The sequence below is a fragment of the Kitasatospora sp. NPDC001540 genome, assembly GCF_042894345.1.
GTDB lineage: Bacteria > Actinomycetota > Actinomycetes > Streptomycetales > Streptomycetaceae > Kitasatospora > Kitasatospora phosalacinea_C.
This window is the reverse complement of sequence record NZ_JBIAVO010000036.1, coordinates 20,748-37,740: the sequence shown is the minus strand read 5'-3', so window position 1 is coordinate 37,740 and position 16,993 is coordinate 20,748. Positions and strand designations below refer to the sequence as shown.

The window sequence follows — 16,993 nt, the reverse complement described above, 5'->3', positions numbered from 1 at the left end:
GACCCCGCCGCCCACCGCGGCCGAGGGTCCGCGGGGCACGCCCGAAAGGCCGTCATGTTCGCTCCGCCCGACTGCTGGGTCTGGGACTTCTGGTTCGCCGACGACGGCGAGCGCCACCACCTGTTCTTCCTGTACGCCTCGCGCGCCCTGCACGACCCCGAGGACCGGCACTACCGCGCCTCCATCGGCCACGCCGTCTCCACCGACCTGGTCGAGTGGACCCGCGTCCCCGACGCCCTGGTCCGCGCCGACGCCCCCGCCTTCGACGACCTCGCCACCTGGACCGGCTCGGTGGTCCGCCACCCCGACGGCACCTGGTTCCTGTTCTACACCGGCTCCACCCGCGCTCCCGGCGGCAAGAACGTCCAGCGGATCGGCTACGCCACCTCCACCGACCTGACCACCTGGCACAAGGCCGGCCCCGGCCCGGTGCTGAGCGCCGACCCCGCCCTCTACGAGACGCTCGACACCGGGCAGTGGCACGACGAGGCGTTCCGCGACCCGTGGGTCTTCCCCGACCCGGACGGCGACGGCTGGCACATGCTGATCACCGCCCGGGCCACCACCGGACCGGCCTTCGAACGCGGCGTGGTCGGCCACGCCGTCTCCGCCGACCTGCGGACCTGGGAACTGCGGCCCCCGCTCTCCGCCCCCGCCGCCCACGGCTTCGGGCAGCTGGAGGTCACCCAGACCGAGGTCGTCGACGGCAAGCCCCTGCTGCTCTTCTCCTGCCTCGCCGAGCACGCCTCCGACAGCCGCCGCGCCACCGGCACCCGCGGCGGCATCTGGGCCGCCCCAGCCGAGAGCCTGCTCGGCCCGTTCGACGTGGACGCCGCCCGGCAGGTCACCGACGACCGCTACTACAGCGGCAAGCTGGTCCGCCGCCGCGACGGGTCCTGGGCCCTGATGGGCTTCCACCACACCGGCCCCGACGGGGCGTTCACCGGCGGCATCAGCGACCCGATGCCGGTGTCCTGGGACGGGCGCCGGCTGACTGTCGAAGGACTGACCGCCGAAGGGCCGCCCGTGGATGCCCTGCCCGCCGCGGTCGGCTGACCTCCCGTCCTCCCCACCTCCCCACCCAGGAGTCGAGCATGACCCCACGCTCCTTGCTCCACCGGGCCGGCGCGGCCACCGCGCCGCGCCGGCCCCGGCCCGGCCGCACCCTGCGATTCGGCCTGGCCGCCCTGCTCGGCCTCGTCCTGACCGCGGCCGCGGTGGCCGCCCCCGGCCCGGCCGCCCCCACCGCGGCCCGGGCCGCCGACAGCAACCGCGCCGTCTACCACTTCACCGTGCCCGACCACTGGAAGAACGACCCGCAGCGGCCGGTCTGGTCCGACGGCGCGTTCCACTACTACTACCTCTACAACGCCGACTACGGGCAGGCCGTCGGCACCGCCTGGCGGCAGGCCACCAGCACCGATGGGGTGGCCTTCCACGACCAGGGCGTGGCCGCGCCCAAGCAGACCAACGCCAACTACGACCTGTGGTCCGGCTCCGCGGTCGTCGACACCGGCAACACCGCCGGGTTCGGCGCCGGGGCCGTGGTCGTGCTGGTGACCCAGATGGACCACCCCACTCCCGCCCAGATCGCCGACGCCTCCGGCCCGCAGGCCCAGTTCCTCTGGTACTCCACCGACGGCGGCCGCAACTTCCGCCCCTACGGCGACACCCCCGTCCTCCCCAACGGCGGCCGTAAGGACTTCCGCGACCCCAAGCTGGTCTGGGACGCCGACCGGAACCGCTGGGTCGCACTGCTCGCCGAGGGCACCAGGATCAGCCTCTGGACCTCGCCCGACCTGAAGCCTGGACCTGGGCGTCCGACTCCCCCCACCCCGGCCTGGGCACCCTGGAGTGCCCCGACCTGTTCCGGATGCGCGCCGACGACGGCACCGTGCACTGGGTGCTCGGCGCCAGCGCCAACGGCTACCTCACCGGCGACCCCAACACCTACGCCTACTGGACCGGCGGCTTCGACGGCACCGCGTTCACCCCCGACACCGCCGCCCCGCAGTGGCTCGACCACGGCTTCGACTGGTACGCGGGCGTCACCTGGGAGGACCCGGCCGCCCCGCTCGACCACCGCTACGCCACCGCCTGGCTCAACAACTGGACCTACCCGTACACCACCCCGACCTGGGCGTCCGACGGCTTCAACGGCACCGACGCGATCACCCGGCAGCTCAGCCTGAAGCACTACGCCGACGGCTACGCGCTGGCCTCCCGGCCCGCCCCCGCCCTCGACCGGCACGCCGCGCGGACCACCGACCTGGGCACCGTCCAGGTGGACGGGCTGACCACCCTGCCCTACCGCGGCACCGCCTACCGGCTGGACGCCGACGTCAGCTGGAGCGCCCTGGACAACCTCGGCGTCCAACTGCGGGTCTCCGCCGACGGCACCCGGCACGCCGACGCCGGGATCTACCGCGACCACAGCTACCTGAACCGCGGCGGGACGGGGAACCCCTCGGCGGACGGGACCCACCTGGAGTCCCGCGCCCCCTGGGACCCGGCGCGGACCACCGCCCACCTGACCGTCCTGGTCGACCGCACCAGCGTCGAGTACTTCGTCGACGACGGCCGCCACGTCCACTCCGACGAGGTGTTCGCCGACCCCGCCGACGACGGGCTGAAACTGTTCACCAGCGGCGGCCCCGCCACCTTCGCCCACCTCACCGTCACCGAGTACGCCGACCTCGCCCAGCGCCCCGCCCGGCCGCTCGCCGACTTCGAGGGCGGCGCGTACGCCCCCGGCTGGACCGGCACCGGCGACCTGGCCGGGACCGCGCCGACCACCGAACGGCTCCCCGGCTCGGTCGGGAACGCCGTCCTCGACACCTTCGCCGGCCGCGACGGCGCCACCGGCACCCTCACCTCACCCGCCTTCACCGTCGACCGCGACCACCTGCACCTCCTCCTCGCCGGCGGCGACCACCCGCTCGGCACTCCCGGCGCGACCAGCGTCAACCTGCTGGTCGACGGGCGGCCCGTGCGCACCGCCACCGGCGCGGACAGCGGCAGCATGCGACCCGTCGACTGGGACCTGACCGACCTCCAGGGGCGCACCGCGCAGCTCCAGGTCCTCGACGACGCCACCGGCGCCTGGGGACACCTGATGGTCGATCAGGTCGTCCTGAGCGACTGACCGACGCCCGGGCGGCGCGCCCGCGCGCGCCGCCCGGGCACCCACCCCCTACCGGGAGCAGCCCACCACCATGCCCGAACCCACCCCCGCCGACTTCGACTTCCTGGTGATCGGCGAGTGCGTCGCCGACATCGTCCGCACCCCCGGCCGGCCCGACCGGCCGCACCCCGGCGGCAGCCCCGCCAACGTCGCCCACGGCCTCGCCCGGCTCGGCCGGCGCACCGCCCTGCTCACCCAGCTCGGCGCCGACCCGCACGGCGAACTGATCCGCACCCACCTGGAGGCGGGCGGCACCACCGTCCTGACGGACGGCCGGGACGTCCCGACGCCCAGCGCGATCGTCACCCTCGACCCGTCCGGCAGCGCCTCCTACCGCTTCGCGATCGACTGGACCCTCGCCCCCACGGCCGCGGCCCCCCGGGCCCGGCACGTCCACCTCGGCTCGCTGGCCTCCGTGCAGGAACCCGGTGCGGCGGTCGCCCGCCGCCTGCTCCGCGGCGCCCGCGCCGCCGGTGCCACCGTCTCGTACGACCCCAACGTCCGCCCCGACCTGTTCGGCGAGCGGTCGGCGGCCGTCGCCGCGGTCGAGCACTGCGTGGCGCTCAGCGACCTGGTCAAGGCCAGCGACGAGGACCTCGCCTTCCTCTACCCCGGCGTTCCCGTCCGCGACAGCGCCGCCCGCTGGCTCACCCTCGGCCCCGGCACCGTCGTCGTCACCCGGGGCGGTGAGGGCGCCTTCGCCCTCACCCCCGAGGGCGAGACCCGCACCGACGCCCCGCCCACCACCGTCGTCGACACCGTCGGCGCCGGGGACTCCTTCATGTCCGCCCTCCTCGCCGCCCTCGACACCCCCCGCCCCGCCCTCGACGCCCTGACCGCCGCCCTGCGGACCGCCGCCGCGGCCGCCGCCGTCACCGTCTCCCGCGCCGGAGCCAACCCGCCCACCGCCGCCGAGCTCGCCGCCCGCCGGGCGGAGCCGGCGTAGCGGGAGGCGCGTCGGGCATCATCGGCCGATGGTCTCCGACATCGTCGTCCAGTACACCCGCCTCCTGCGGACCAGCGACATCGACCTCTGGGTCAGGTCGCGGGAACTCCTGCGGGAGCGGGGGCTCGACCCCGCGGAGACGGTCGTCGTCGACCTCCTGCAGGAGAGCCTCCACCACGAGGAGGGCCAGATCATCTCCGCCGAGGGCCGGGTCCACCGGTTCCACCTGTACTACGACCAGCAGGCGGAGGACGGCGCCGCCCACGCCCGCATCGGCAAGTGGACCGACGCCACGGACGACTGGCACGACGACTCGCTGACCCGCCGGACCGCGGACGCCTTCGCCTGGAAGGCCGAGCAGGAGCGGCAGGCCCGGGAGGACTGATCCGGGGCCGGCCGAGGTGTCATGACGCCCTGTCAGGATTCCCCCATGGTCACCACCGACACCACCGACACCACCGTCGTCACCGCCCCGAACACCTACCTGCGGCTGGCCGCCCGCCTGCACGAGCTCGGCACGGTCGACGCCGAGCGGTACGCCGAGGCGTGCGCGTACCTCGCCGACTTCCCCGAGCCGGGCCGGGCCCGGCGCACCGAGGAGCTGGTGGAGACCTTCCTGCAGTGCGGGCTGGCGTTCTCGGTGCACGGCGAGGACGTCGACGACGCCGGGTCCGCGTACGCCTGGATCCTCGACGAGGCCGCCGCGGTGCTCGGCCCCGGCACCGGCATCACCGACGTCGAGCTGCTCGGCGAGCCCGGCGGCTCCCGGGAACTGCGGTTCCGGGTGAACGACGCCGAGAAGTCCTGGTGGATCGAGCAGGAGTCCGACGACTACCTCGACCAGGGCGCCGTCCACGAGAACGTCGCCGACCTGCTGCCCGACCGCTCCCTCGACCCGCGGGTCTTCCACTGCCTCCCCGGCCTCGACGCCTGCGCGGACGACCACTACCTCCTCGCCACCCCGGAGCACGCCGCCCTGCTGCGCGACGAGTTCGCCCTCCGCATCGAGGTCCGCGGCCCGGACGGCCTCCCCGTCCGCGAGGACCGCGAGGACGCCGCCCCCTGAGCCCGCGGGAAGCGGTCACTGCTGTCGGTGGGCGGGGCCGGAGTCGAACCGGCACAGCCGAAGCGGGGGCTTTACAGGCCCTTGGGCTCTCCACTGCCCAGCTCGCCCTCGACGGAGAGTTCGCGGATCGGACGCGCGCGGGCTTCTGCCCGACCACGGCTCAGCAAGCCGCTGCCTCACCACTCGGCCGACTCTCCTTGTGCTGCGCTGCCGGACGAGGATTCGAACCCCGAACTTCCTGATCCAGAGTCAGGCGTGCTGCCAGTTGCACCATCCGGCACTGCGGGCGGGCGGCAAGCAGAAGGGCCGCCCGGACGGGGACTCCCCCTCGGACGGCCGGGCACTGTCGAAGCCGGCTACCGCGAGGAGGAACACCCCTGGCTCTGCTGGGGATACGACTGGCTGCTGCTCATCTCGTGCTCCCCTCCACTGCCTCGGTGCCGGGCTGACACCCCTACTCTGCGCCGGGGCCGCGGCCGTGGGCAACGGGTTTTCCCGGCAGCCGGTGGGGCGGGGCGGTGGGTCAGCCGTGCACGCCCAGGCAGAGGACGAGGACGGAGCTGCGGCGGGTCTCCACGTAGGTGGCCACGAGGCCCGGTTCGGTCTGGCAGTCCTGTTCGTCGGCGCCGTGGACGACCTTGAGGACGGTGAACTGGGCGTCGGCCGAGTGGCAGTCGACCAGGCTGACGTCGGGCTTGTCGTCGGTGCCCGAGTTGACGGCGCAGTCGCCCGCCTTGGCGGCGGCCGGGGTGTCGCGGGAGAGGTAGGCGGCGGTGAAGAGGGCCGCCACGATCACCACGACCATGCCCGCGATCTTCAGCGCGCCGGGTATCCCACGGCGGGCCTTGGAGGTCTCGAGGGTCTCGGCGGTCCCGGTCGCCTCCGGTCCGGGTTCGGCCAGGGGCGCGGCGGCCTCGGCGGCCTCGGCCGGTTCGGCGGGAGCGGTGGTTCCGGCGGGGCCGGAGACGGGGGGAGTGGTCACAGGGGTCCCTCGCTGGATCGGGTGGCACGGCAGCGTACCGCCGTGCCACCCGAGTGCGGTGTCCGGGAGGGGGGTGACGTGGTGTCAGGCCGTGCGCGGGTCGGCGTCCTTGCGGGGGCGGCCGGGGCGGCGGCGGCCGGTGCTGGAGTAGGCCTCGATGGTGGTGCGGCACCACAGGCGGCGGGCGTCGAGGAGGACGTCGGGGTCGGGGAAGGTGCCGCGGGCGATCATCTTGCGGACCGCGCCGTCGGTGACGCCGAGGATCTCCGCGGCGCCGCGGGCGCTGACCAGCTTGGCGCTGGGGGAGCCGGACGGGGCGGCGGGGGGCGTCTCGGGCGGGGTGGCGGCGGGGGCCGCGGGCGGGGTGCGGTCCGGGTCGGCGGGGCCGGGTGCTTGCAGGTCCATCGTTTCATCCCCAGGGGGCCGGCGGGCGTGGGTGCGCTCGGGCGGTGGGGGCGTGCGGCGGCGGGCGGGGCCCGCGGCTACCGCGCCTCCCCCGGCGCGGCCGGACATCGCTCCACGTGCGCACCCCCAGGCAGGACGGAACCGGGCCCGTCCATCGTAGCAAGGCGGGCGCCGGTCGGGGCGGGGTTCGGGGCCCCGGGCGGGCCGGGAATTGTCTCGCGGGTGTGACAATTTCCGGAAAAGGAAATTGTCCCGCGCGCGGGACGGATTTATCCGAACTGCCTTGGCGAACAGTGTCCTTGACAACAGATCGGCTGGCGGCTTTCCTGGACCCGGTGCGCCGTTCGGGGCGGAAATCAATGAGCGGGGAGGTATTCGGGCCATGCCGGAATCTGTTCCTTCGGTGGCGGACTGGGAAATCGAGGAGGTATTCGACCCGCTGTCCGAGCAATTCATGGCGTGCCCGTACGCGGCCTACGCGAAGGCCCGCGGCACGGTCCCGGTCGCCCACCACCGCGGGTTCGACGAGTACATCGTCACGGGCCGCGCGGAGCTGCACTCCGCCCTGCGCGACAGCACCGGCCTGACCAGCCGCCACAACCTGGACGGGCACGTGCCGATCGCCCCCCAGGCCAAGGAGGTGCTGGAGGGGACGCTGTTCTACCAGCCCGCCCTGTACAACCTGGCGGGCCCGGCGCACACCCGCTTCCGGGCGTTCATCAACGAGTACTTCACGCCCCGCAAGCTGCGGGTGCTGGAACCCCGGATCCGCGAGGTGGCCCGCGAACTGGCCGCCGAACTGGCCGGGGGAGGCGGCACCGCCGAGGGCGTGGACCTGCTGGCCCGGTTCGCCTACCCGCTGCCGTACACGGTGATCAGCGAGGTGATCGGCGTGCCGGTCGCCGACCGGGCCGCCGTGAAGGAGTGGAACAACGCCTGGCTGCTGCTCCAGGTCGCCCCGCTGACCCCCGACCAGCAGCTCGCGTTCGCCGGGCAGTTGGCCGCGTACGAGGAGTACCTGCGGGAGCTGCTGCTGGCCCGGGCGGACGGCGCGCCGGAGGCGGACGAGGACCTGATCGGCGGGCTGTACCGGGCCACCCTGGGCGAGGACCCGCTGTGCACCCTGGACCAGGCCGTGGTCGCGCTGCGCTTCATGATCGCGGCCGGGCACGAGACCACCACCAACCTGATCGCCAACGCCGTCCACCAGTTGCTGACCGTCCCGGAGCGGTGGGCCGCGGTGGTGGCCGACCCGGCGCTGGCCGCCGCCGCGGTGGAGGAGACCCTGCGCCACGACTCCTCGGTGCAGGGCGCGCTGCGGGTCGCCACCGAGGACGTCCGGATCGGCGACACCCTGGTGCCCGCGGGCTCCCGGGTCCGGGTGATGTTCGCCGCGGCCGGGCGCGACCCCGAGGTCGTCCCCGACGCCGAGGAGTTCCGGCTCGACCGCACCGGTCCCCCGAACCACCTCGGCTTCGGCTTCGGCGTCCACTTCTGCGTCGGCGCCCCGCTGGCCCGGCTGGAGACCAGGGCCGCCCTGGAGACGCTGGCCGAGGCCTTCCCGCACCTGCGCCTGGCGGACGGCTTCCGGCCGCGCCACCTGCCGGGCGGTTTCATCTTCCACGCCCTCGAGAGCCTGCCGGTGACCTGGTGACCCGGTGACCCGGTGACCGGTGCCCCGGCAGTCGGCCGTCCGGCCAACGAAACGGCCGACGGAACGGCCGACAGAATTCAGAAGTGAGAACCCGTCATGTCCCTCTCCTCCACCACCCGGCCCGCGACCAGCGAGGGGCGGGCCGGGCAGTACCCCGGCGTCGTCCTGGCCGTCATCGTGGCCTGTCAGATGATGGTCGTCGTCGACGCCACCGCGATGGCGGTGGCCCTGCCCGAGATCCAGTCCGGCCTGCACTTCTCCTCGACCGGCCTGGCCTGGGTGCTGAACGCGTACATCCTCCCGTACGCCGGGCTGCTGCTGCTCGGCGGCCGCACCGGTGACGTCTTCGGCCGCCGCCGCACCTTCGTCGCCGGGGTGGCCCTGTTCACCGCCAGTTCGCTGCTCGGCGGGCTGGCCCCCTCGCCGGGGTGGCTGCTGGCGGCCCGGGCGCTGCAGGGGGTCGGGGCGGCGTTCGCCGCGCCGGGCGCGATGTCGCTGCTGATGGCGAACTTCGCCGAGGGGCCGGCCCGGAACCGGGCGCTGGCCGGGTACTCGACCGTCGCGGGCCTGGGCATGGCGATCGGCATGATCGCCAGCGGCGTGCTGACCGACGTCGCCTCCTGGCGCTGGGTGCTGCTGGTCAACGTCCCGATCGGGCTGGCCATCGTGGTGCTCACCCCCCGCCTGGTCGCCGAGCCCCCGCGCAACCCCGGCCGCCTCGACGTGCCGGGCGCGCTCGCCGCGACCGCCGGACTGTCCGTCCTGGCCTGGGCGTTCATCAACGCCTCCGCCCACGGCTGGAGCGGGGCGACGCCCGTCGCGCTGGTCGCCGCGGTCGTCCTGCTGGCCCTGTTCGTGCTGCGCCAGTCGCGCGCCGCCCAGCCGCTGATGCCGCTGCGGCTGCTCGCCGACCGCAACCGCACCAGCGGCTACCTGGCGATGGCCTTCGCGATGGCCAGCAACTTCACCATCTCGCTGTTCGTCCCGATGTTCCTCCAGGACGTGCTGCACTACAGCGCGCTCAGCGCCGGACTGGCGTTCCTGCCGATGGCCCTGACCGTGTTCGTGGTCTCCCGCTCCACCCGCAGGCTGCTGCCGCTGTGGGGCCCGCGGCCGCTCATCCTCGGCGGGCTGGCGCTGTGCGCGGTCGGCATCGGCTGGCTCAGCCGACTGGACGGCGGCAGCAGCTACGCGGGCGGCGTCCTCGTCCCGCTGTTCCTGCTGGGCCTGGGCATCGGCACCTTCCTGATGCCGCTCACCGGCCTGATCCTCGGCGGCGTCCCCCCGCAGGACGCCGGGGCCGCCTCCGGCGTGCTGCAGACCTTCCAGCAGAGCGGCGGCGCCCTCGGCATCGCCGTCCTGATCACCGTCTACGGCTCCTCCCTGCGCCACGCCGCCCCGGACACCCCGCGGGCCGCGGCCACCGCGCACGGCATCGGCGCGGCCTTCACCGGGGCCACCGCCTTCCTGCTGCTGGCCCTGCTGCTGATCGCCCTCACCGCCCTCCCGCTGCGCCGCGCCGCGGGGGCCGGGGCGGGGGCCGCCCAGGGGTCCGGCGCCAACTGAGCACCTCCGCACCCGCACCACCGCACCCGCACCACCGAGCTGAGCACCGGGCGGCGCTGCCCGGGCCGTCCCCACGGCCCGCAGCGCCGCCCGTCCCGTTCCTCCGCACCCCTCCAGGAGACACGCGATGACCGCCGGCACGACCGCGAGCACTGTCGAGAGCAGCACCGAGAGCAGCCCCGAGGGCCCCGCGTCCGCCCCGCTGCCCGCCTTCCCGATGCCCCGCACCGACCCGCTGGACCCGCCGCCCGCACTGGCCGAACTGCGGCGCAGCGGGCAGGCGTTGACCCGGGTGCGGCTGTGGGACGGCAGCACCAGCTGGCTGGCCACCCGGCACGCCGACGTCCGGGCGGTGCTGCACAGCCCGCACTTCAGCTCGGACACCAGCCGGGAGGGCTTCCCGAAGGCGACGGCCGCGGCCGCCGCGCTGGCGGCCGGGGGCGGCGGGACGCGCTGGCTGGTGCGGATGGACCCGCCGGACCACACGGTGATCCGGCGGATGATCGGGAAGGAGTTCACGGCGGGCCGGGTGGCGGCGATGCGGCCGATGGTGGAGCGGATCACCCAAGAGCTGCTGGACGAGCTGCTGGCCCGCCCGGAGCGCTCGGCGGACCTGCTGACCGCGCTGGGCCTGCCGCTGCCCGCGACGGTGATCTGCCTGATCCTCGGCGTCCCGGCGGAGGACCGGGAGTTCTTCCAGGACAAGACGTACACCGCGATGTCGGCGAACGCCTCGCCGGAGGAGGTCGGCCGGGCGTTCGGCGAACTGCTGGCGTACCTGGACGCGCTGGTGCGGGAGAAGGAGGCGCGGCCGACCGACGACCTGCTCGGGCGGCTGGTGGTCGACCAGGTGCGCCCCGGCGCGCTGAGCCACGAGGACCTGCTGGGGATCGCCCGCCTGCTGCTGATCGCCGGGCACGACACCACGGCCAACATGGTCGGCCTGACCGGGCTGAGCCTGGCGCAGCACCCGGAGCAGGCGGCCCGGCTGCGCGCCGACCCGACGCTGGTGCCGGGCGCGGTGGAGGAGCTGCTGCGCTACCACAGCGTGGGCAACCACGGCCTGTCCCGGATCGCCACCGCGGACGTGGAGATCGGCGGACAGCTGGTCCGGGCGGGGGAGGGGGTGCTGCTCTCGCTCAACTCGGCGAACCGGGACGCGGCCGTCTTCGAGCGCCCCGACGAGCTGGACCTCTCCCGCTCGGCCCCGCAGCACCTGGCCTTCGGCGCGGGCATCCACCGCTGCCTGGGCGTGCCGCTGGCGGTGCTGGAACTGGAGGTGGTGCTGGAGGCGCTGGTGCGGCGGCTGCCGGGGCTGCGGCTGGCGGTGCCGCTGGAGGAGCTGTCCTTCCGGCACGACATGCTCACCTACGGCGTGCGGGCGCTGCCGGTCACCTGGTGAGCCCGCCCGGTGAGCCGCCGGGCGGCAGCGCCGCGGCCCCCGCACCGTCCGGACGGTGCGGGGGCCGCGGCGCGTACGGCGGCCGTCAGCGGACGGCGGTCGCGGCCCCATCCGGCCGCACCGGCTGCGCCGCGCCGTAGTGCTCGCGCAGGGTGCTGCCGCGGTACTCGGTGCGGAACAGGCCGCGGCGCTGCAGGATCGGCACCACCTCGTCGACGAAGACCGGCAGGCCGTCGGCGAGGACGTCCGGCATCAGGTTGAAGCCGTCCGCGGCGCCCTCCTCGAACCACAGCTGGATCAGGTCGGCGACCTGCTCGGGCGTGCCGGTGGCGGTGAGGTGGCCGTTGCTGGTGCCGCGGTGCTCCAGGTCGAGCTCGTCGAGGGCGCGGCGGCGCCTCCACGCCTCGCGCTCGGTGTCGCCGATGTGGGTGACCAGGCCGGGCAGCACCACGATCGCCTCCGGGTCGCGGCCGTACGAGGCGACGTGGCGGCGCAGGTCGGCGACGTACGCGCGGGAGGAGGCGAGGTCGGTGCCGCTGGCGAAGACCGCGTCGGCGGTGCGCCCGGCCAGGTCGCGGCCGTGGCCGGAGCCGCCGGCCTGGACGATCACCGGGTGGCCCTGCTCGGAGCGGGGCAGGCAGAACGGGCCGCGGACGTCGAAGTGCTCGCCGTGGTGGTCGATCGCGGGGATCCGGTCGAGGTCGGCGAAGCGTCCGGCGGCGGTGTCGGCGGGCAGCGCGTCGGGCTCCCAGCTGAGCCACAGGGTGCGCACCACGTCCACGAACTCCCGGGCGCGGGCGTAGCGTTCCTCCCGGTCGGGCAGGGTGGCGGTGAAGTTGTGCGAGATCGCCGGTATCGAGGTGGTGACGGCGTTCCAGCCGGCCCGGCCGTGGCTGATCAGGTCGAGGGCCTGGAGCCGCCGGGCCAGGTTGTAGGGCTCGTTGTAGCTGGTGGAGGCGGTGCCGATCAGGCCGATCCGCTCGGTGGCCAGGGCGATGGCGGTGAGCACCAGGGTCGGTTCGAGGCCGTTGAACTGCGGGCGGTAGTTGATGTTCTCGGCGATGCCGGGCACGTCGCCGAGGAACACCGCGTCGAACAGGCCGCGTTCGGCGACCTGCGCGGACGCCACGTAGTTCTCCACGTGGACGAAGGAGAGCGGGTCGACCCCGGGCCACCGCCAGGCGCCGTGGTGGGCGCCGGTCGACAACAGGTTGATGTTGAGGTGGAGTTCGCGCGTCACGGAGTTCCTCGTCTCTCCCGGAACAATGGATTCCGCGGGCCGGACCGCCCGCTTTTCTTCCGGCGTCACCATACGTCGGGGCGGGCGCGGTAAATAGTGCCGACTGCGCGACAGTTAACGCACGTGACGGGCGTGTTGAATCCCCGTATTCCGTTCCGCCGGGCGGAACGGCCGGTGTACAGGGAGGAATTCCCGCTCCTAGCATCGCGGACGACGGAACGCTCATCCGAGGAGATGTCATGTCCGACCGGTCGTTCCCCGAGTCCGCCCCCGTCCGTACGGTGCTGCTGGCTTCCCCCCGCTCCTTCTGTGCCGGCGTGGAGCGCGCGATCGACGTGGTCGCCGCCGCCCTCGCGGACGCCCCCGGCCCGGTGTACGTGCGCAAGCAGATCGTGCACAACGCCTACGTGGTCTCCGAACTGCGGTCCCGCGGCGCGGTGTTCGTCGAGGAGCTGGACGAGGTGCCGTCCGGGGCGACGGTCGTCTTCTCCGCCCACGGCGTCTCCCCGGCGGTGCGCGCGCAGGCCGCCGAACGGAACCTGGACGTCATCGACGCGACCTGTCCGCTGGTGTCGAAGGTGCACGCCGAGGCGCAGCGCGCCGCGGCCCGCGGCGACACCGTGGTGCTGATCGGCCACGCCGGGCACGAGGAGGTGGAGGGCACCCTCGGGCAGGCCCCGCACGCCACCGTGCTGGTCCAGGACGCCGAGGACGTCGCCGGGTTGAGCGTCCCCGACCCGTCCCGGCTGTCCTACGTCACCCAGACCACGCTGGCGCTCGCCGACACCGAGGAGGTGGTCGCGGCACTGCGCGAGCGCTTCCCGCTGGTCCAGGAGCCGCCCTCTGCGGACATCTGCTACGCCACCACCAACCGGCAGAACGCCGTCCGGGCGCTGCTGCCGGAGGCCGACCTGCTGCTGGTGGTCGGCTCGCCGAACTCCTCCAACTCGGTGCGCCTGGTCGAACTCGCCCACCGGCACGGCACCGAGGCGCACCTGGTCGACGGCCCCGAGCAGGTCGACCCGGCGTGGATCGACCCGGCCCGGACGGTCGCCGTCACCGCCGGAGCCTCCGCCCCGGCCGTCCTGGTCGAGGGCGTGGTCGCCGCGATCGCCGCCCGCGGCCCGATCAGCGTCGAGGAGCGCACCGTCACCACCGAGTCGGTGCGCTTCGCCCTGCCGAAGAAGGTGCGTTCCGCATGACGGACCTGCTCGCGCGGGCCGCCACCCCGGCCGGACTGCGCACCCTGGACGACCGCGACCTTCCCGAACTCGCCTCCGACATACGCGAGTTGATGGTCCGTACGGTCAGCCGCAGCGGCGGCCACCTGGGCGCCTCGCTCGGCGTGGTGGAGCTCACCATCGCCCTGCACCGGGTCTTCGACTCGCCGCGCGACGCCCTGGTCTTCGACACCGGCCACCAGACCTACCCGCACAAGATCCTGACCGGCCGGGCCGCCGACTTCGACACCCTGCGCCGCCGCGGCGGCCTCTCCGGCTACCCCTCCCGGGCCGAGTCCGCGCACGACTGGACCGAGAGCTCGCACGCCTCCACCGCGCTGGCCTACGCCGACGGCCTGGCCCGGGCCTTCCGCCGCACCGGCGCCCCCGAGCGCCGGGTGGTCGCCGTGGTCGGCGACGGCGCGCTGACCGGCGGCGCCGCCTTCGAGGCGCTCAACAGCATCGGCGCGCACGCCACCCCCGTCGTGGTCGTCCTCAACGACAACACCCGCTCCTACGACCCCACCGCGGGCGCCCTCGCCGCCCACCTGGCCCGGCTGCGCGACGGCGAGGCCCCGGCCGGACGCAACCTCTTCACCGACCTCGGGTTCCACTACCTCGGACCGGTCGACGGCCACGACCTCACCGCCACCCAGGACGCCCTGCGCGAGGCCGCCGCCCTGGGCCGCCCCGTCCTGGTGCACGCCGTCACCGCCAAGGGCCGCGGCTACGCCCCCGCCGAGGCCGACACCGACGACCGGATGCACGCCTGCGGCGTCATCGACCCGCGCACCGGCCGCCCGCTCGCCCCCGCCGCGCCCAGCTGGACCTCGGTGTTCGGCGAGGAGCTCACCGCCCTCGCCGAGGACCGCCCCGACCTGGTCGCGCTCACCGCCGCGATGCGCCTGCCGGTCGGCCTCGGGCCGTTCTCCGCCCGCCACCCCGACCGCACCTTCGACTCCGGCATCGCCGAGCAGCACGCCGTCACCTCCGCGGCCGGACTGGCCGCCGGGGGCCTGCACCCCGTGGTCTGCCTCTACGCGACCTTCCTCAACCGGGCCGTCGACCAGCTCCTGATGGACGTCGCCCTGCACCGCCTCCCGGTCACCCTGGTGCTCGACCGGGCCGGGGTCACCGGGCCCGACGGCGCCTCCCACCACGGCCTGTGGGACCTCGCCCTGCTCTCCCGCGTCCCCGGCCTGCGGATCGCCGCCCCGCGCGACCCCGCCCGGCTGCGCGAACTGCTGCGCGAGGCCGTCGACACCACCGACGGCCCCACCGCCGTCCGCTTCCCCAAGGCCACCGCGGGCCCCGACCTCCCGGCCCTCGCCGCGATGGACGGCATCGACCTGCTGCACCGCACCCCCCGGGCGGCCCTGGACGTCCTGCTGATCGCGATCGGCGCCACCGCCCCGGCCGCCCTCGACGCCGCCCGGATCCTGGAGCACCACGGTCTCGGCGTCACCGTCGCCGACCCCCGCTGGGTCGTTCCGGTCAACCCCGCGCTCGCCCACCTGGCCGACCGCCACCAGATCGCCCTCAGCATCGAGGACGGCGTCCGCGAGGGCGGTGCCGGGGCCCTGATCGCCCAGCACAGCGCCGACCACGGCACCACCCCCGTCCACCCGGTGGGCCTGCCCACCCGCTTCCTCGCCCACGGCGAACGCGCCGAACTCCTCGCCGCCGCGGGCCTCAGCGGCCCCGCGCTGGCCGACACCGCCCGCGCCCTGCTGGCCCGGGCCACCACCGGTGCTGCCGCCGCTGTTCCCGCCACACCGCACGACCTGTCCCACCCCGCGCACCCCAACCCCGGGAGGACGTCATGACCGCCGTCGACCTGACCCTGCTGACCCGCCGCGACGGGCCCGCCGGACCAGCCGGACCCGCCGCTCCCGCCGCCGAACCCGCCGTCCCGCAGCGCCGGCCCACCCGGCGGATCCAGGTCGGCAGCGTCCCGGTCGGCGGCGGCGCGCCGATCTCCGTCCAGACCATGACCACCACCGTCACCGCCGACGTCGACGCCACCCTCCAGCAGATCGCCGAGGTCACCGCCGCGGGCTGCGACCTCGTCCGGGTCGCCGTGCCCTCCCAGGACGACGTCGCCGCGCTGCCCGCGATCGTCGCCAAGTCGCCGATCCCGGTGATCGCCGACATCCACTTCCAGCCCCGCTACGTGTTCGCCGCGATCGACGCGGGCTGCGCCGCCGTCCGGGTCAACCCCGGCAACATCCGCCGGTTCGACGACAAGGTCAAGGAGATCGCCGCCGCCGCCACCGCCGCGAAGGTCCCGATCCGGATCGGCGTCAACGCGGGCTCGCTCGACCCGCGGCTGCTCGCCAAGTACGGGAAGGCCACCCCGGAGGCGCTGGTGGAGTCCGCGCTGTGGGAGTGCTCGCTGTTCGAGGAGCACGGCTTCACCGACCTCAAGATCGCCGTCAAGCACCACGACCCGCAGACCATGATCGCCGCCTACCGGCAGCTCTCCGCCGCCCGCGACTACCCGCTGCACCTGGGCGTCACCGAGGCCGGACCGGCCTTCCAGGGCTCCATCAAGTCGGCCGTCGCGATGGGCATCCTGCTGAACGAGGGCATCGGCGACACCATCCGGGTCTCGCTCTCCGCCCCGCCCGCCGAACAGGTCAAGGCCGGCTGCCACGTGCTGGCCGCGCTCGGCCTGCGCCCGCGCAAGCTGGAGATCGTCTCCTGCCCCGGCTGCGGACGCCTCCAGGTCGACATCCACTCGCTCGCCGCCCGGGTCGAGGCCGCCTTCGAGGGCTTCCCGCACCCGCTGCGGGTCGCCGTGATGGGCTGCGTGGTCAACGGGCCCGGCGAGTCCCGGGAGGCCGACCTCGGCGTCTCCAGCGGCAACGGCAAGGGCCAGATCTTCGTCCGCGGCGAGGTGCTCAAGACCGTCCCCGAGTCGCGGATCGTCGAGACCCTGCTCGAGGAGGCCCTCAAACTCGCCGAGGCGGAGGGCCTCGCCGATGCCGAGGGCGGCCGGGACCAGGAGGCGGACGCATGACCTACGTGATCGCCCAGCCCTGCGTCGACGTCCGGGACCGCGCCTGCGTGGACGAGTGCCCCGTCGACTGCATCTACCAGGGCCCGCGGATGCTCTACATCCACCCCGAGGAGTGCGTCGACTGCGGCGCCTGCGAACCCGTCTGCCCGGTCGAGGCGATCTTCTACGAGGACGACCTCCCGCCCGAGTGGACCGGCTTCCGCCCCGCCGCCACCGAGGTCCTCGCCCCGCTCGGCTCGCCCGGCGGCGCCCGCAACGTCCCCCCGCTCGCCGCCGACCACCCGCAGCTCGACCGGACCGGCTGAC

Annotated in this window: 14 protein-coding genes, 3 tRNA genes and 1 pseudogene; 12 read left to right on the top strand and 6 right to left on the bottom strand. The window is 74.7% G+C overall.

Translation table 11 applies throughout. The features are described from left to right. Positions 1-54 precede the first annotated feature (54 nt). The 5 genes and pseudogenes from ACFY00_RS31070 to ACFY00_RS31050 all read left to right on the top strand — a co-directional run bounded on the left by ACFY00_RS31070 (position 55) and on the right by ACFY00_RS31050 (position 5,196). Positions 55-1,056 carry a glycosyl hydrolase family 32 gene (locus tag ACFY00_RS31070; protein ID WP_388035580.1) on the top strand — a complete coding sequence of 334 codons (1,002 nt, stop codon included), beginning with the start codon at positions 55-57 and terminating at the stop codon, positions 1,054-1,056. A gap of 38 nt (positions 1,057-1,094) precedes the next feature. Beyond that, a pseudogene (locus ACFY00_RS31065) lies at positions 1,095-2,689 on the top strand (glycoside hydrolase family 32 protein); the annotation flags it as partial. A gap of 526 nt (positions 2,690-3,215) precedes the next feature. Next, positions 3,216-4,130 (top strand): carbohydrate kinase, encoded by a 915-nt coding sequence (locus ACFY00_RS31060; RefSeq protein ID WP_388035577.1) that lies wholly within the window; start codon positions 3,216-3,218, stop codon positions 4,128-4,130. Between the two features lie 28 nt (positions 4,131-4,158). Continuing rightward, positions 4,159-4,515 carry a hypothetical protein gene (locus tag ACFY00_RS31055; protein ID WP_388035575.1) on the top strand — a complete coding sequence of 119 codons (357 nt, stop codon included), beginning with the start codon at positions 4,159-4,161 and terminating at the stop codon, positions 4,513-4,515. Between the two features lie 45 nt (positions 4,516-4,560). After that, positions 4,561-5,196, top strand: a complete 636-nt coding sequence (locus ACFY00_RS31050; RefSeq protein ID WP_388035573.1) for a hypothetical protein — start codon at positions 4,561-4,563, stop codon at positions 5,194-5,196. A gap of 28 nt (positions 5,197-5,224) precedes the next feature. Here the strand turns inward: ACFY00_RS31050 and ACFY00_RS31045 are convergent. The 5 genes from ACFY00_RS31045 to ACFY00_RS31025 all read right to left on the bottom strand — a co-directional run bounded on the left by ACFY00_RS31045 (position 5,225) and on the right by ACFY00_RS31025 (position 6,583). After that, positions 5,225-5,304: transfer RNA gene (locus ACFY00_RS31045), tRNA-Tyr, on the bottom strand. 4 nt (positions 5,305-5,308) lie between these two features. Beyond that, positions 5,309-5,393 (bottom strand) — tRNA-Ser (locus ACFY00_RS31040). Positions 5,394-5,403: 10 nt separating this feature from the next. Next, positions 5,404-5,476 (bottom strand) — tRNA-Gln (locus tag ACFY00_RS31035). 243 nt (positions 5,477-5,719) lie between these two features. Then, the gene (locus ACFY00_RS31030) at positions 5,720-6,178 is read right to left on the bottom strand and encodes a hypothetical protein (RefSeq protein ID WP_388035570.1); all 459 of its coding nucleotides are present in this window, start codon (positions 6,176-6,178) and stop codon (positions 5,720-5,722) included. 84 nt (positions 6,179-6,262) lie between these two features. Next, positions 6,263-6,583 (bottom strand): helix-turn-helix transcriptional regulator, encoded by a 321-nt coding sequence (locus ACFY00_RS31025; protein WP_388035568.1) that lies wholly within the window; start codon positions 6,581-6,583, stop codon positions 6,263-6,265. A 403-nt stretch (positions 6,584-6,986) separates the two neighbouring features. On the opposite strand from ACFY00_RS31025, the gene ACFY00_RS31020 reads away from it, so the two are divergent. From ACFY00_RS31020 to ACFY00_RS31010, 3 genes are all read left to right on the top strand, one after another. After that, entirely contained in the window at positions 6,987-8,237 is a 1,251-nt protein-coding gene (locus tag ACFY00_RS31020) for a cytochrome P450 (protein ID WP_388035566.1), read from the top strand. 96 nt (positions 8,238-8,333) lie between these two features. After that, positions 8,334-9,803, top strand: a complete 1,470-nt coding sequence (locus ACFY00_RS31015; RefSeq protein WP_388035563.1) for an MFS transporter — start codon at positions 8,334-8,336, stop codon at positions 9,801-9,803. 127 nt (positions 9,804-9,930) lie between these two features. Further along, a complete protein-coding gene (locus ACFY00_RS31010; protein ID WP_388035561.1) occupies positions 9,931-11,205 on the top strand; it encodes a cytochrome P450 in 1,275 nt (424 codons plus the stop codon). Positions 11,206-11,290: 85 nt separating this feature from the next. Here the strand turns inward: ACFY00_RS31010 and ACFY00_RS31005 are convergent, their stop codons facing one another. Then, positions 11,291-12,445, bottom strand: a complete 1,155-nt coding sequence (locus ACFY00_RS31005) for an NtaA/DmoA family FMN-dependent monooxygenase (protein ID WP_388035558.1) — start codon at positions 12,443-12,445, stop codon at positions 11,291-11,293. A 239-nt stretch (positions 12,446-12,684) separates the two neighbouring features. Between ACFY00_RS31005 and ispH the strand changes: the two genes are divergently transcribed. The 4 genes from ispH to fdxA are packed head-to-tail and all read left to right on the top strand — an operon-like array spanning position 12,685 to position 16,992. After that, the gene (ispH, locus tag ACFY00_RS31000) at positions 12,685-13,647 is read left to right on the top strand and encodes a 4-hydroxy-3-methylbut-2-enyl diphosphate reductase (protein WP_285738337.1); all 963 of its coding nucleotides are present in this window, start codon (positions 12,685-12,687) and stop codon (positions 13,645-13,647) included. Continuing rightward, positions 13,644-15,491, top strand: a complete 1,848-nt coding sequence (locus tag ACFY00_RS30995; RefSeq protein WP_388035555.1) for a 1-deoxy-D-xylulose-5-phosphate synthase — start codon at positions 13,644-13,646, stop codon at positions 15,489-15,491. Before ispH ends, ACFY00_RS30995 begins: the two co-directional genes overlap by 4 nt. Beyond that, positions 15,488-16,687: a flavodoxin-dependent (E)-4-hydroxy-3-methylbut-2-enyl-diphosphate synthase gene (ispG, locus tag ACFY00_RS30990; RefSeq protein WP_388035552.1), complete on the top strand. Its 1,200-nt coding sequence runs from the start codon at positions 15,488-15,490 to the stop codon at positions 16,685-16,687. Before ACFY00_RS30995 ends, ispG begins: the two co-directional genes overlap by 4 nt. Beyond that, positions 16,684-16,992, top strand: a complete 309-nt coding sequence (gene fdxA / locus ACFY00_RS30985) for a ferredoxin (RefSeq protein ID WP_388035549.1) — start codon at positions 16,684-16,686, stop codon at positions 16,990-16,992. The genes ispG and fdxA overlap by 4 nt, the downstream gene beginning before the upstream one ends. Position 16,993 lies beyond the last annotated feature (1 nt).